Origin of the sequence: Gilliamella sp. Pas-s95, from assembly GCF_009795795.1 — a bacterium.
In the GTDB taxonomy this organism is placed as follows: domain Bacteria; phylum Pseudomonadota; class Gammaproteobacteria; order Enterobacterales; family Orbaceae; genus Gilliamella; species Gilliamella bombicola.
Window position 1 is genome coordinate 42,230 of sequence record NZ_WTFC01000015.1, and the last position, 15,169, is coordinate 57,398.

At 34.9% G+C, this 15,169-nt stretch carries 12 protein-coding genes and 4 tRNA genes; 12 read left to right on the forward strand and 4 right to left on the reverse strand.

The features are described from left to right. Positions 1-129: 129 nt before the first annotated feature. On the reverse strand, positions 130-1,968 hold the full coding sequence (locus GQ598_RS05680; RefSeq protein ID WP_160402803.1) for a hypothetical protein: 1,839 nt from the start codon (positions 1,966-1,968) through the stop codon (positions 130-132). Between the two features lie 40 nt (positions 1,969-2,008). Next, positions 2,009-2,884, reverse strand: coding sequence for a hypothetical protein (locus tag GQ598_RS05685; RefSeq protein ID WP_160402805.1), 876 nt, complete (start codon positions 2,882-2,884; stop codon positions 2,009-2,011). Between the two features lie 566 nt (positions 2,885-3,450). On the opposite strand from GQ598_RS05685, the gene GQ598_RS05690 reads away from it, so the two are divergent. The 5 genes from GQ598_RS05690 to GQ598_RS05710 all read left to right on the forward strand — a co-directional run bounded on the left by GQ598_RS05690 (position 3,451) and on the right by GQ598_RS05710 (position 8,458). After that, positions 3,451-3,927: a PTS sugar transporter subunit IIA gene (locus GQ598_RS05690; RefSeq protein WP_160402807.1), complete on the forward strand. Its 477-nt coding sequence runs from the start codon at positions 3,451-3,453 to the stop codon at positions 3,925-3,927. A gap of 9 nt (positions 3,928-3,936) precedes the next feature. Beyond that, a complete protein-coding gene (locus tag GQ598_RS05695; protein WP_065566501.1) occupies positions 3,937-4,215 on the forward strand; it encodes a PTS sugar transporter subunit IIB in 279 nt (92 codons plus the stop codon). Positions 4,216-4,225: 10 nt separating this feature from the next. Further along, positions 4,226-5,611, forward strand: coding sequence for a PTS galactitol transporter subunit IIC (locus GQ598_RS05700; RefSeq protein ID WP_160402809.1), 1,386 nt, complete (start codon positions 4,226-4,228; stop codon positions 5,609-5,611). A gap of 93 nt (positions 5,612-5,704) precedes the next feature. Continuing rightward, positions 5,705-7,768 carry a BglG family transcription antiterminator gene (locus GQ598_RS05705; protein ID WP_160402811.1) on the forward strand — a complete coding sequence of 688 codons (2,064 nt, stop codon included), beginning with the start codon at positions 5,705-5,707 and terminating at the stop codon, positions 7,766-7,768. 27 nt (positions 7,769-7,795) lie between these two features. After that, positions 7,796-8,458, forward strand: coding sequence for a class II aldolase/adducin family protein (locus GQ598_RS05710; RefSeq protein WP_160402813.1), 663 nt, complete (start codon positions 7,796-7,798; stop codon positions 8,456-8,458). A 177-nt stretch (positions 8,459-8,635) separates the two neighbouring features. On the opposite strand, the gene dhaL is transcribed toward GQ598_RS05710, so the two are convergent. Then, positions 8,636-9,265 carry a dihydroxyacetone kinase subunit DhaL gene (gene dhaL / locus GQ598_RS05715; RefSeq protein WP_160402815.1) on the reverse strand — a complete coding sequence of 210 codons (630 nt, stop codon included), beginning with the start codon at positions 9,263-9,265 and terminating at the stop codon, positions 8,636-8,638. Position 9,266: 1 nt separating this feature from the next. After that, positions 9,267-10,271, reverse strand: a complete 1,005-nt coding sequence (locus GQ598_RS05720) for a dihydroxyacetone kinase subunit DhaK (RefSeq protein ID WP_160402817.1) — start codon at positions 10,269-10,271, stop codon at positions 9,267-9,269. Positions 10,272-10,553: 282 nt separating this feature from the next. On the opposite strand from GQ598_RS05720, the gene tcdA reads away from it, so the two are divergent. The 7 genes from tcdA to GQ598_RS05755 all read left to right on the forward strand — a co-directional run. Further along, positions 10,554-11,348 carry a tRNA cyclic N6-threonylcarbamoyladenosine(37) synthase TcdA gene (gene tcdA, locus GQ598_RS05725; RefSeq protein ID WP_160402821.1) on the forward strand — a complete coding sequence of 265 codons (795 nt, stop codon included), beginning with the start codon at positions 10,554-10,556 and terminating at the stop codon, positions 11,346-11,348. 301 nt (positions 11,349-11,649) lie between these two features. Then, complete coding sequence (gene adhE, locus GQ598_RS05730; RefSeq protein WP_160402819.1) at positions 11,650-14,346, forward strand: bifunctional acetaldehyde-CoA/alcohol dehydrogenase; 2,697 nt, start codon at positions 11,650-11,652, stop codon at positions 14,344-14,346. Positions 14,347-14,500: 154 nt separating this feature from the next. After that, positions 14,501-14,576, forward strand: a tRNA-Thr gene (locus tag GQ598_RS05735). 32 nt (positions 14,577-14,608) lie between these two features. Then, positions 14,609-14,693, forward strand: a tRNA-Tyr gene (locus GQ598_RS05740). A gap of 55 nt (positions 14,694-14,748) precedes the next feature. After that, positions 14,749-14,823: transfer RNA gene (locus tag GQ598_RS05745), tRNA-Gly, on the forward strand. A 3-nt stretch (positions 14,824-14,826) separates the two neighbouring features. Continuing rightward, positions 14,827-14,902: transfer RNA gene (locus tag GQ598_RS05750), tRNA-Thr, on the forward strand. 182 nt (positions 14,903-15,084) lie between these two features. Next, positions 15,085-15,169: GTP-binding protein (locus tag GQ598_RS05755; RefSeq protein ID WP_010312103.1), on the forward strand; the 85-nt coding region annotated here is incomplete at its 3' end.

A 15,169-nucleotide genomic window follows, 5' to 3' on the forward strand; every position in this document is an offset into this window, starting at 1 on the left:
TTTTCTATATAGTGACAATTGGTAATAGTAGTTTCCTTAGGTTCAATGTATTAAATTCTTTTTAGAAAAATGTCGTTGATTAACGCACCTTATTTAAGTTATCTAAATTATTTAGTTATTATTTTTTTATTAAACATGTTCAAATAGTATCATTTCAAAACCATCAGGGTTAAAAGGTAAATTATCATAGAGTTGAGGATTATTTTGGTCTTCAATTTCATGAGTGGTAAATAACACATTGCCTTTATTATCAAGATATTGGTTCAGGATATCTCCTTCATTTGATATTTCAATATGGTTAGTTTTAATACCCTGCTCATTAAATCTTTCTAATATCGCAGTAATATTCTTCTTTTTACAATGTATAAATGTTCTGATAGTGGTTCCTTGTTCATTTTTGATAATTTGAGATAACGGTATATAACTACCTTTTTCATACTTGGTTTCTATCATTAATTTAGGTATCACTAGGCTTTCAAGTACGGTCAATTTACTGCTAATAGGGGCATTCTTTTTATATTCAAATTCGGTGGATAACCACTGTATTCGTTTTTTTTGTAATATTGATATGATTTTGCCCATTTCTTTTTCAACACGGATATAAGTGGGTAAGCTAACAGCCTGCTCAATGCTATCTAATGGCGTTAATTGGTCTTTATCTGTTAGCGTATAAAAATACACACCATTTTCTAATGATTTAAACTGCGCTAAAGGTAGTGAAATTGGCGATTGTTGCCATTTTGTTTTATTAATTTTTTTATACTGATAATTATCACCTATTTCTACTTGGATTAAATCGCTATATTTATCATGAGGAGATTGGTTTTCGGCTTGAATTAAAGTTAATGGGGCTTGATGGGGGAAGTTTTTGTATCGCTCTGCCATAAAACCGGGAAAAGGTAATTGATGGTAATAAACTTGCTTAGGTTTAATGCCTAAATATTGTGCTCTATTAATCGCCTCACTATCGTATTTACTATTATCATCCAGACCCTGTTCAAACAACGAATCCGTAAATAACATATGGGCTTTTTTTACATCTATCATTAATTTATTGTAAGGATAGGGTTCGGGTAAATCTTTTTCAAAATCAAAGATGTCTTCAGGCTCCCTATTTTTTGTTTTTATAACTTGACCTGCTTTATTAAGTATTTGGTTTTCTGCATGTATTAGGGACTGGTTATGATGAATGACATGATTAGTTTTTATGCCTTGCTTGTCAAAGTAGTCTGCAATGCTATAAAGATTAATCTCTCTAATATAATTTTCAATTGAATAGCGCCCCGTTATCGGGTTTTTTCTCGTTGCTTGAGTCATTAGCCCCGTATTTTCATCAAAAAGGACTTCAGAGGTGTAAATAATATTATGCTCTGTATCATATTTTACTATTTTAAGTTGCTTTAAATTGTTATTACCCCAATAATCATAACGATAATGGCTAATTAGTGCTAAAGGTCTTTTTTGAATACTGACCACAATACCGTGCTTTTTTTCAACCCGCAGATAGCAAGGTAATTCAAAAACTTCTTCAAATGAAGCGTGTTGTTGTAATTGTTTATGCTCATCTAAGGTATAAAAATAAACACCATCCTCTAGCGATTGAAAAGAATCGGTCGGATATAATATTTCAATAATATTGCGTTTACGTTGCCATATATCACTATATTGATAATTCTGATTTAATTTGACCTGAGCAATACTTTGAGTTGCGATTTCATACATATCAGGATGGTTTTCTAAACTAATTACCGATGTGGATAAATCTTCTTCAGGAACGCTATATTTTTTATCAATAAAAATATCAAAATCACGTTGAAAATAGACTTTATTGGGGATAATGCCCTGTGTTTTTAGTTTTTTGACTAGTTGTGCTTGTTGGTCTTGCATCTTTACCTCGGCTAAAACAGATTGAAAAGTTGCTATCCATAATACAAAAGAAAATAAACATATTTTTATTAAATGTTTCATGTCATTATTAACTCCTTTAAATTTAGGTTTACCTGTTGCATTATTCTGACTTTGCTTTTTTAGATATATCTGATAGTTTTTTTATTAGTATTTTTCTTATTATATTTTTTTCTGTTGTGTTTTCAGGAAGGTTATCTAAAGATTTTTTATAACGAATAAAATGCCTATCTTGCTTTAGCCCAATACAGTCAGGATCTGCTAAATTACAGTTAGCTAATAAAAGAAATAAAAGGGTATGGCAATTGGTTTCCTTATAACTATCATTGGTCCAACTCCACTCATCTTCAAACTTCTGCGCAAATGCTCTAATATCATTAAATATCTCCTCATCAGTTCGCGTATCACTCGGCAAAACATAGGGATGAGTGGTAAATTTAATTTTATTAGGATGAAAACGACCATTTTGATGTGGGTCAAAGGCTCGACTAGAATATTCATTATGATTGGATTTCCGCCCAGCTTTGCGGTTTTCTGTATGAGTTAATTCGGTTACTTTTTTGTTTTTATCTGCTTTTCGCCTTTGTGTGTGGTCGCCATTTAAAATACCATCACTTGATATAATGCTTTTGTCATTAAAAATATTTATAGGTTGGAAAGGCATTCCTACAGGATACCAACCATAACTTTCCCGAAAGCCATTGGCTTTACTTGAGCTTTGTAATGGATTTTCATCGTTATCAACAAGATCTTTTTCTTTTAATCCCCTTTCACGTGAATTTTTCATTACTTCATCTATTTCAGATTCGTCTTCATGTAAAAATTCAATCCAAAAATGTCCAACTTCAAATACCAGCAAATTAACGGGTATTCTTCGAATTAAAATCTTTTCTAATGGCCTCACTCCCGCCTTGACTTTGGCAATTACTTTTGAGGATTGACGGGGATAGGTGACGGATTTTACGGTTATCCAAGTCATAAAACAATCCTTAATCTTTTTATCAATACGAGCTATATTTTCTATATAGCGACAGTTGGTAATAGTAGTTTCCTTAGGCTCAATGTATTAAATTCTTTTTAGAAAAATTCCGTTAAAATAAAATAGTACAAAGTCAAATAATATCCTTACTAAATTTAAGGTCGTTGTCAAGCAACAGTTTGTTATCATTAACAATGCCGTTGATTAACGCACCTTATTTAAATTATTTAGAGGCCACTCCATAGCATAGTGATTTAACTTGAATGCCTGCGCTTGCTTTTTTATATTGATACAGTTTGGTGCTTTATCATAGTTTTCTCGTTTACCTCCTTCTGTTTTTATAATAGCGAATTGCTACTTTTGAATTGCAATAGTTTAAGGGAGAGCTACATCATTGTCCCTATGATGAGCAATATCATGGATATTATTTGGTATCAAATCCATTCGTTTCTTTTATCCTAATTTCCTACAATTGATGCTATCAAATTAGTGTTGATTTAATTCTGGCAATAGCAAATTAACAATATTTCTAAAAGTTTGCTGATCACATCATGATGGGGGATGAAATGGGAAATGAATCTAACGACCAAATGTTTTTTGAAGATTTGATTCTTTTAGATAAAGACTTTCAAAATACAAATCAATTTTTCGATTTTACTTTTCCTATTTTAAAAAGTGGTGGTTATGTGAATCATTCCTTTTTAGAGGCAATTAAACAACGAGAGTCTTCATTTCCTACCGCATTACCCACCGAGCCTTATGTGGTTGCGATGCCACATACTGATGTCGAACATGTTATTAGACCGTTTATCTTTTTTACTCGAGCCAAAGGAACTATTCCATGGCGTGAAATGGCAAATAATGACCATGTGTTAAAGGCTAATTTTGTGTTTTTGCTAGGGTTTAACCAAAAAGATGGACATATTGATTTATTGCAAAAATTGATGTCCTGCTTTGTGAATTCGCGTTTTTTAGAAGAACTTTATCACGCAAAAACTGAACATGAAATTTTTACACTATTGACATCCAATATCAATTTATAAGGAGGCATTATGAAAAAAGTTATTGTTGCATGTGGCAGCGGAGTGGCCACATCACAAACCGTCGCCAGCAAGGTTACTCGTTTATTAAAAGAACGAAATCTTGATGAGATAAAAGTAGAAGTTGTGGATCTGAAATCTGTCGATACTCACATTAAAAATAGTGCTGCTTATATAGCGATAACTAAAATTGAAAAACAGTACCCTATTCCTGTCATCAATGGTATTGCGTTTCTAACAGGAATAAATATGGAAGCGGAGCTACAAAAAATTATTGATGCCTGTAAATAGGAGTACAAATATGGAATTTCTAGGAACAATTATAAATTATATTTTGAATTTAGGTGCGCCAGTTTTTGTACCATTCATTATGCTAATTGCCGGTTTAATTGTACGCATGAAATTTAGAGATGGCGCTTCAGCCGCCATTACGCTAGGTGTGGCATTTGTTGGTATGAGTATGTTGATTGGCTTTATGGTTGGTGCTGTTGGCTTAGCTGCGCAAACTATGATGGAGCGAACAGGGATTGAATTGAGTATTATCGATGGCGGTTGGACAACTATGGCGAATGTATCTTGGGCTTGGCCATATGCTTTTCTTATGTTTCCTTTGCAAGTGGGGGTCAATATTTTAATGTTGGTATTAAAAAAGACTGATACCTTTAATGCAGACTTATGGAATGTGTGGGGAAAAATTTTTACCGCATTTATTGTGGTTGCCGTCGCTACCCCAATTTTAGGTGCTGTTGCGGCTTTGCCTCTTGCCTTTGTTATTGCTACTTTGCAGATCATATTAGAGCTTAATTCGGGGGATATTAACCAACATCGAATTGAAAAACTCACAGGTATTCCGGGGGTTACTTGTACTCATAGAATGTTGTTTTTCAGTGCGATTTATTATCCTTTTGATCTTCTTCTTCGCAAAATACCTATTTTAAATAAACCAATGGACGCAGCAACATTACGTTCCAAAATTGGTATATTTGCTGAAAATCATGTGATTGGTTTTTTATTAGGTGTGATTTTCGGGATCATTGCTGGTTATGATGTTGCCGCTATCTTAATGCTAGGTGTACAAGCCGCTACTGCGCTTATGTTATTCCCAATGATCTCTAAGTTATTTATGCAGGCATTATCGCCAATTTCTGAAGCAATTAGTGATTATATGAATAAACGATTTGCTGGGCGTAAATTATTTGTTGGTTTGGACTGGCCATTTATGGGGGGGTCGAGCGAGATTTGGTTTACAGTAATTGTTGCTATTCCTTTTACCTTAATTTGGGCTGTTATTTTACCAGGTAACAAACTTCTCCCTTTTGCTGGCATTATCAATTTGGCTCTTATTGTTCCTGCATATATTTTAACTAAAGGAAACACATTAAGAATGGTGATTTTAGCCATTATTGGTGTGCCATTTTTCTTATTTGTTGGAACTCAATTTGCACCGATTATTACCGATTTAGGATTAACAACTAAGGCTATTGATATTCCAGACCATCAGTTAATTTCAAATAGTTCTATCGATGCACCTATTTTTACTTATGCATTTTCATTTATTTGGCAATGCATGCAAGGCTATTTTGTACCGTTGTTTTTCGCTATTTATTGGTGTACGGGATATTTCTTTTATGCTCGTGAACTGCGTAAAGAGACCATGCAGGATATAGCGGAAAAAAATAATGAATAAATGAGTTATAAAGTATTCGTTGAACATCTTTTGCCGTAAATCTGATGGTAATGTTAATTACCATCAGACAACGAACAATAAGGTAATTATTATATGGTTGTCGATAAGCGAATTCATGCTGTTTTAAAAGCATTAATTCATAATCCAAATATGAGTGGCGTTGAGCTTCAATCTGAATTTGGGTTAACTCGTAAACAGCTTAGTTATACCATTAAGAAAATTAATGACTTTCTTGAATCATCTAATCTTGAATTAATTAAACGATTTAAAACAGGTAAGTTTAGTGTTCCTAAATTAGTGATCGAAACCTTTAGGGATGAGCCTGTATCGCTTGCTATTGGACGTTATATTTATTCTGAAGATGAACGAGTTCATTTACTACTCTTTTTTCTGTTAATTAGAACGGAAAGGATGTCGTTAATACATCTTTCTTCTTCGCTTACTGTCAGTCAAAACACCGTTATCAATGATATAAAAAAAGTACAAGCAATGATTGTTCAATATCATTTACAAATCAACTATGACCGCGAGAATGGTTATCGTATTATCGGTAATGAAATTGACAAACGTTATTTGTTGCTAAAATTAATTCGTCGAATTATTAGTATGCCAATAGCTGACAAAATTTTTAGAGAAAATGAGATTATTACCCAAGGTCGTTTAGAACAAGTAGGGCAGGTTTTTTGTGAAATAGAAAAGAAATTAAAAATTGTTTTTACTGATGAACAGTTGCAAGAGCTGACTTACTTTATTTGTTTTATGTTACAGCGCATAGAAACCGATAAAAAAATTGAGCATTTGCCTGAAAATTATACTGAAGTTGCAAATGGTCGTGATTTTCAATTATTGAAAAAGCTCATTGAAAAATTTGGTATCACTGATCTTAATGAGCAAATTTTTTTAATGGTATTAGTACAAAGCTCTAATATACAAACGCTATCCGATAAATATTTCCATTTAGATGCGGTGCTATTAGAAAGTGTCGTTGAGGTTATTGCTAATTTTGAACAGATTAGTTGTATCACCTTTAAAGATAAGAGCGAACTGATTGAACGTATTTATCAGCATTGGAAACCTGCTTATTATCGTATTCGATATCATATTTCTAATATCAACAGTGTATATGACATCGTATTGCAAGAATTTGGTCACTTACATGAAATGGTACGAAAAGCAATTTCCCCTTTTGAAAAAATATTGCATTGTAATATGCCAGATGAAGAAGTCGCTTTTATTACGGTACTATTGGGCGGTTGGTTAACTCGAGAAGGTTTGATTAATCGAATTAAAACAAAGAAGATCGCTATTTTTGTTTGTGAAAATAGTGCAACTGTCTCAACTTATCTTTACCTGACTTTACAAGTATTGCTTCCAGAATTACATTTTTCTGATGCCATGTCTAAACGTGAGTTTGAAAAATATCATCATTATTACGATATTGTTTTTTCTACCTCACATTTATCTACCGATAAGTTGTTATTTATTGTTAATCCTTCACTGAATAATTTTCATAAAAATGCTTTTCGTAATCAAGTGATTGGCACTTTACAAGGTATTGATCCTAGTATTATTCAAGTTGATGAGCTTATGTTAATTATTGAAAAATATAGCAATATCAAAGATCCAAAAGCACTCCAAAGGGAGTTAACTGCATACCTTTATAACGATGAAATGAATGATAACCCCATACTAATAACACAACAGGAAATTCCTTCATTAGCCGATTTAATGCAAAAAGAACATATTCATATTATCGAACAGGTTGAAATAACATGGCAAGATGCACTGGCATTAGCCGCACAACCACTGTTAAACAACCAATCCATAGAAAGTTGTTATCTTGAAAGAATGGTTAACAAAATCCAACTTGAACAACCTTATATTATGCTGGTCGATGGGTTAATTATTGCCCATGCTGGTATTGATGACGGTGTAAATAAAGTCGCTATGTCTTTACTTAAACTATCTGAAAGAATCACTATTTGTGGTTATATGCAAGCTGATTTAATTGTTGTTTTAGCAACAAATAATCCACAAAAACACCTTAAAGCACTTGCCCAATTAAATGAATTACTAGAATTTCACGAAGGCGCAACTCGCATACGAAATGCCAAAAATAGCAATGAAATTTGGGAATTGTTTGCCAATTATCAATGAATATCTTATCAAAATAGGAGCTATAAAATGCTAGAGATACAAAAACAATATGTGGTCGATATGGCTAAAAAATCGAGTGAGTGGGGGCTTTGTAAACATAAAGCAGGTAATTCTAGCGTTCGTGATAAAGAGTCGGGGTATGTTCTTGTCACGCCAACAACAATTGATAAAAAGTTGTTAACAATTCGGGATATTGTTGTGATGGATCTTGAAGCTAACGTTATTGAAGCTGATTCAGGATTGAGACCAACCAGTGAGTGTTTAATGCATCTTGAGATTTATAAAGCTCGTCCAGATGTTTTTGCTATTTCACACACGCATTCTATTTTTGCAACGACATTTGCTGTATTAGCAAAACCTATTCCTGCCGTTGTTTATGAGTGTGCAATTCTTAATTTAAAAGATGGTGTGATTCCTGTTGCACCCTATGGACGACCAGGTACTCCAGACCTTTCAAATAGCGTTATAGAACCCATAAAACGAGCTGATGCCATTTTAATGGAAAAGCATGGTGCTATTGCCGTAGACAAAGACCCTTATGAAGCTGTATTAAAAGCTGCATATATTGAAGAAATGGCTGAAATTTACTATCACGCTCTACTTATTAATGGTGGCAAAGATCCCGGAGGGTTTCCTTCACAGGAGTTACAAAGCTGGGCGTATCCTTCACAAATTAAATTTAAAAAATAATTTTTAGTCTATTAATTTTAGTCAATTAATAGAAAAATAGTGAATCAGTAAAAAATTTTATTTTAAAAAATTAGATGTTGTTTGAATACTTAGACATTTTATCAATAATACTCAGAATATTCTTTTATCGATATTGCGATGATGATGTCCGCCGATGATATCGGCGGATTTATTGTTTTATTGGGTTTGGATATATTCATTCATATATTTTAAGATATACGCCATTGAAGCCGCTCCCGGATCCATGTGACCAATTGCGCGTTCGCCTAAATTTTTAGTTCGTCCAAATACAGCGATCATCTGTTTCGTTTTTTCTGCGCCTTCCATAGCAGATTGTGCTATTTTAGGGAGCGCATCGATTAACTTCGAAGATGTTAATTGACTTGCGGTTGTTGCACTAGCGGCTAAGGCATCAACCATAGTCTTATCCCCTGGTTTGGCTTTTCCGCGTTGATAGACTGCCTGCCAACCTTCGTTAAGGAGCTTTGATAATGTATCAGAATCAAACTCTGTTACGCCTGTAATACTTTTTCCGCCCGCTCTAAATAAAGTACCAAAAATAGCACCAGAAGCTCCGCCCATACTTATCATTAATTTTGTACCAATTTGCGTAAAAAAATCACCTATATTAGTTGGTTGAAATTTTTCGTCTTGTAGTAGCACCATGATAGCCGTAAATCCACGTTTCATACCGATGCCGTGATCGCCATCGCCCACTAATTGATCTAAAGCGGTTAATGTTGGTTCACTTTCGATCATTTTTTGGGCGGTAAATAACATCATTTTACGAACTTGTAATAAATTCATTCTATTTTCTCCATCCTAGTGTTTGGCAAGGTAAATCATAAAGATGTTGTAATTCTTCATCTAATTTCATTAAGCTAATTGAAAAACCAGACATTTCAAGGGAGGTACAAAAATGGCCAACAACGACATCGTGGCTGACTATACCGCGTGTATCCAGCTCAATACCGACTTTACGTGTTACGATGAACAGTTCGGCATTACTCAGTGCGCCTAAATTATTAATTAATACACACACACGATCGCCTTTTTTAAACGGTAAGTCATCACACAGGTTGTCTATCATCTCTTTAACAACTTCATCAGATGACGTTATAGCTTGTCGACGCAACCCCGCTTCACCATGAATACCAATACCAATTTCAATTTCGTTATCATCTAATTCAAAATTGAAATGATTTGATTGAGGTAATGCACATCCATCTAGGGCGACACCGATGGTACGCACATTGTTGTTTGCTTTTGATACTACTTGGTAGAGATTTTCAAGATCATATTTTTCAAATTGTGCGGCAGCCCCCGCAATTTTGTATAAAAACATAATACCAGCAACGCCACGGCGATCGGAAATCTTAGATAATGGTGCCGAAGCAATATCATCAGTTGCTCGAATCGTTTTGATGACAATATTTTCTTCTCCTAATATTTCGGCTGCAATATCAAAATTCATTCCGTCACCAGAATAGTTGCCAAACAAAAATAGTACGCCTTTTCCTTTTTCTATAGCTTTGGTTACTTCAATAATTTGATCTGGAGATGGTGAGGTGAAAACTTCGCCAAGTGCACTGCCATCAATACCTCCTTTACCTATGAATCCAGCAAAGGTTGGTTCATGACCACTGCCACCACCCGAGACAATGACAACTTGATCGCTAGCAATATGGTTACCATAAACGGCACAATGTTCTGAAATTGCAGTTAATCTACCCTGATAGGCATAGAGTAATCCCTGCATGACTTCTTGTCTTACATTATTTGGATCATTAAGTAGTTTTTTGGGTTTGCGCATTCTTTATTTCCTCTTTTATTATAGTTAACAACATTTATTGTAGGGAAAATTAATAACTCAAACGAATACAATTAATGACAAATAATATCCTACTTATTGCGCATCATCGGGATGATTTAGTTGATCTTTATGAGAGCTAGAAATTTAGTGTTTTATTCTTGAAGAGGTATAGTAACACTAATACTTATTAATAACTTGTTTATAAAATAATATTGCAGTTATAATTTGTAAAAAATTTCAGGAGAGTAGGTGTTTGACTATAAGCACCATCAATTACAATCGATGAATACAGAATCTTATCTTCAACGTTTTAGTGGTATTGCAAGACTTTATGGTCAGTCGGCTTTGCAACGCTTTTCGCAAGCACATATTTGTGTAATTGGTGTAGGCGGTGTCGGTTCTTGGGTTGCAGAGTCACTCGTGCGTAGTGGTATTGGTCAAATTACCTTAATTGATATGGATGATGTATGCGTGACAAATACTAATCGTCAAATTCATGCTTTAAAATCTAATATAGGCAAAGCTAAAACCTCCGTGATGGCAGAACGTATTTTACAAATTAACCCTGAATGTGTAGTGAATGAAATTGATGACTTTATTAATATAGATAATGTCAGTGAATATTTAGGAACAAATCAATCACCACGGTATAACTATATTATCGATGCAATTGATAGTGTACATGATAAAGCAGCGGTACTTGCATATTGTAAGCGACAAAAATTAAAAGTAATTACCATTGGCGGGGCTGGTGGGCAAAAAGATCCAACACAAATTAAAATTGCTGATTTAGCAAAAACCATTCAAGATCCATTAGCGGCCAAATTACGTGAAAGGCTAAAGCATAATTATAAATTGAACAAAGATAGTAAAGGTAAATATGCCATTCCTTGTGTATTTTCGACGGAACAATTAACATATCCAGCTAAAAATGGGCAAATATGCTTTACAAAAAGTGATGCAGAGGGACCTAAAAAAATGGACTGTGAGTCGGGGTTTGGAGCTATTACAACAGTTACAGCTACCTTTGGCTTTGTGGCTGTTAGTTATGTGTTGAATAAATTGTGTAACATATAGAATTTTAGAGCTAATCACTTTTTTCTTTATCATAAATCGAATTAAAGATAACTATTTATTACAAGTAGCTACTCTTTCGTTTACTGTTTAATGGCTTCTCTTCTTTTTCAGTAGCTCAAAATATAAATAAATTAGTTACTTTTATTAACATGCTTTTTTTTATTCAATATATTATTGTATAAAGTAAAAATCTGATTTACGATAACGTCAATTTCGTTTTGTTATTATGCTTAAGCATTAAATTGTTTCATGGAAGACGCCAAACGATCCCGGTTTATTTTTTAATTTCAAGGAGAAATCTATGGCAGTAACTAATATGAATGAGTTAAATGAGTTAATGGCTCGAGTCAAAAAAGCACAAGAGACTTATTCAACTTATACTCAAGAGCAAGTTGACAAAATCTTTGTAGCAGCAGCAACCGCCGCTGCTGCTGCACGTATCCCTCTTGCACAGCAGGCTGTTGCTGAGTCAGGAATGGGAATTGTTGAAGATAAAGTCATAAAAAACCTTTTTGCTGCAGAGTATATTTTAAATAAATATCGTCACGATAAGACTTGTGGCGTAGTGGCTGAAAATGAACCATTTGGTACTATTACTATAGCAGAACCACTTGGTATTATTTGTGGAATTGTTCCTACCACTAATCCAACTTCTACCGCAATTTTCAAATCTTTAATTAGTCTAAAAACACGTAATGCAATTGTTTTCTCTCCACATCCTAGAGCCAAAAAATCAACGATTGAAGCTGCTCGAATTGTGTTAGATGCTGCAATAAAAGCAGGTGCACCAAAAGATATTATTGGTTGGATTGATGAGCCATCTATCGAATTATCTAATGCGTTAATGCATCACGATAATGTGGCTGCTATTTTAGCGACTGGTGGACCGGGTATGGTTAAAGCTGCTTATAGTTCAGGTAAACCAGCATTAGGTGTTGGAGCCGGTAATACGCCTGTTGTTATTGATGAAACAGCTGATTTAAAGCGTGCTGTGGCTTCTGTACTTATGTCTAAAACTTTTGATAATGGTATGATTTGTGCTTCAGAACAAGCAATTGTCGTGGTTGATTCTGTGTATGATGAAGTGCGTCGTTTATTAACCCAATATGGTGCATATGTCTTAAATGCTAAAGAAACCAAATCAGTACAAGGTATTATTTTAAACGATAAAGGCGCATTAAATGCCAATATTGTTGGTCAACCAGCAACAAACATTGCTGAAATGGCAGGCTTTAAAGTACCAGCTGGTTCAAAAGTACTTGTTGGTGAAGTAAGTAAAGTCGATTTGTCTGAGCCATTTGCTCATGAAAAACTTTCACCAACGCTAGCCATGTTTAAAGCGAAAGATTTTTCTGAAGCGGTTGATAAAGCAGAAAAATTAGTTGAAATGGGTGGTATGGGGCATACTTCTGTGCTTTACACTGATCAAGATAGTAACCGTGAACGGATTGCTTATTTTGGTAGTAAAATGAAAACTTGTCGTATTTTAATTAACCAACCGGCAGCTCATGGTGGTATTGGTGATTTGTATAATTTTGATTTAGCTCCATCTTTAACATTAGGATGTGGCTCTTGGGGTGGTAACTCGGTATCTGAAAATGTTGGACCGAAGCACTTAATTAATAAGAAAACCATCGCTAAGAGAGCAGAAAATATGTTATGGCATAAACTACCAAGTTCTATCTATTTTAAACGTGGCTCACTACCTGTAGCTTTAAGTGAAGTGATTGAGCAAGGCGCAAAACGTGTATTTTTGGTAACAGATAAATTCTTATTTAATAATGGTTACTCAAAACAAATTACTGATCAATTGGAAGCTCAAGGCGTTATTTGTGAAACCTTCTTTGATGTAGAAGCAGATCCGACTTTAAGTGTTGTGCATAAAGGAACGGATTCTATGAGAGCATTCCAACCTGATACTATCATTGCATTAGGTGGTGGTTCACCAATGGATGCGGCTAAAATCATGTGGGTTTTATATGAGCATCCTGAAACTAAATTCGAAGAATTAGCACTGCGCTTTATGGATATTCGTAAACGTGCTTGCCACTTCCCAAATATGGGTCAAAAAGCAAAATTAATTTGTGTAACAACTACATCAGGTACTGGTTCCGAAGTGACGCCATTTGCTGTTGTTACTGATGATGCAACGGGTCAAAAATACCCATTAGCAGATTATGCAATCACTCCACACATGGCTATTGTTGATGCTAATTTAGTTATGAATATGCCTCGCTCACTTTGTGCTGCTGGTGGCTATGACGCAGTGACGCATGCATTAGAGGCTTATGTATCAGTTATGGCTAGTGAGTTTTCTGATGGACAAGCATTACAAGCTCTAAGCATACTTAAAACTTATTTACCTGCAAGCTATCGGGAAGGAGCTAAAAACCCTATCGCTCGAGAAAAAGTGCATAGTGCAGCGACATTAGCTGGTGTTGCTTTTGCTCAGGCATTCCTTGGTGTTTGTCACTCAATGGCGCATAAAATTGGTGCGGCTTTCCATATTCCACATGGTGTGGCAAATGCGATGTTAATTAGTAATGTTGTGCGTTTTAATGCAACTGACAAACCGACTAAACAAGGCACATTTAGCCAATATGGTTATCCTAAAGCAATTACCCGTTATGCAGAAGTTGCTGATCATTTAGGTTTAACCGCTGCTACTGATAAAGATGAGAAGAAAGTCGAGAAATTAATTGGTTGGTTAGATCAACTTAGAAAAGATCTTGATATTCCATTTTCTATCAAAGAATTTGGTGTGGATGAAAAAACTTTCTTGGCTCAAGTCGATCAATTAGCGGTTGATGCTTTTGATGACCAATGTACAGGTGCAAATCCTCGTTATCCTTTAATTGCAGAGTTAAAACAAATTTTGCTTGATACCTACTATGGTCGTGCATATCAAGACAAAGGGGACATTAATGAGGATGTTGCTATACATACCGCAGCAAAAGGTGCTGAGACCCCTAAGAAAAAAGTCGCTAAAAAGAAATAATCTAAATTAATTTTTTTTGATTAAAAAAAGGCCTGAAATAGCTCATATTTCAGGTCTTTTTTATATTTTTGACTTTTTTTTAATCAAACAAAATAAAATTCGTTTTTTTTGCTTGCAAGGTTAAATGTTCTAGTCCATAATGCGCAGCACTTAGGCCGGCTTAGCTCAGTAGGTAGAGCAACTGACTTGTAATCAGTAGGTCGCCAGTTCGATTCCGGCAGCCGGCACCATATTCCTAAGTAAACAGTTTATAAAGATTCGGGGTGGGGTTCCCGAGCGGCCAAAGGGAGCAGACTGTAAATCTGCCGTGTCACACTTCGAAGGTTCGAATCCTTCCCCCACCACCATCATCTAATATTAGCAATAGCTAATTGAAGCATTTAGGTAGCCGAGTTTGAACATGCGGGCATCGTATAATGGCTATTACCTCAGCCTTCCAAGCTGATGATGCGGGTTCGATTCCCGCTGCCCGCTCCAATTGCTGATATAGCTCAGTTGGTAGAGCACACCCTTGGTAAGGGTGAGGTCGGCAGTTCAAATCTGCCTATCAGCACCATTCTTGTTAATTTCCTAAACTTCTAAAAATATCAAATTTGGCTGCTTTAAAGCTTGTCACTTGGTAGCTTTATCTGTTATTATTCAGAGCTAATTTTAAGTTAGTATTATGTTGATATTGAATATGATACTTGGTTAATGTGGTGACTCACCACCGATTTGTATTACATTGAGGGACGATAAATGTCTAAAGAAAAATTTGAACGTACAAAACCCCACGTTAACGTTGGTACAATCGGCCACGTTGACCATGGTAAAACAACTTTAA

Excerpts from the sequence above, each read along its gene's own strand:
- GQ598_RS05680 (WP_160402803.1), bottom strand. The coding sequence starts at position 1,968 with ATGAAACATTTAATAAAAATATGTTTATTTTCTTTTGTATTATGGATA.
- GQ598_RS05685 (WP_160402805.1), bottom strand. The coding sequence starts at position 2,884 with ATGACTTGGATAACCGTAAAATCCGTCACCTATCCCCGTCAATCCTCA.
- GQ598_RS05690 (WP_160402807.1), top strand. The coding sequence starts at position 3,451 with ATGGGAAATGAATCTAACGACCAAATGTTTTTTGAAGATTTGATTCTT.
- GQ598_RS05695 (WP_065566501.1), top strand. The coding sequence starts at position 3,937 with ATGAAAAAAGTTATTGTTGCATGTGGCAGCGGAGTGGCCACATCACAA.
- GQ598_RS05700 (WP_160402809.1), top strand. The coding sequence starts at position 4,226 with ATGGAATTTCTAGGAACAATTATAAATTATATTTTGAATTTAGGTGCG.
- GQ598_RS05705 (WP_160402811.1), top strand. The coding sequence starts at position 5,705 with ATGGTTGTCGATAAGCGAATTCATGCTGTTTTAAAAGCATTAATTCAT.
- GQ598_RS05710 (WP_160402813.1), top strand. The coding sequence starts at position 7,796 with ATGCTAGAGATACAAAAACAATATGTGGTCGATATGGCTAAAAAATCG.
- dhaL (WP_160402815.1), bottom strand. The coding sequence starts at position 9,265 with ATGAATTTATTACAAGTTCGTAAAATGATGTTATTTACCGCCCAAAAA.
- GQ598_RS05720 (WP_160402817.1), bottom strand. The coding sequence starts at position 10,271 with ATGCGCAAACCCAAAAAACTACTTAATGATCCAAATAATGTAAGACAA.
- tcdA (WP_160402821.1), top strand. The coding sequence starts at position 10,554 with ATGAATACAGAATCTTATCTTCAACGTTTTAGTGGTATTGCAAGACTT.
- adhE (WP_160402819.1), top strand. The coding sequence starts at position 11,650 with ATGGCAGTAACTAATATGAATGAGTTAAATGAGTTAATGGCTCGAGTC.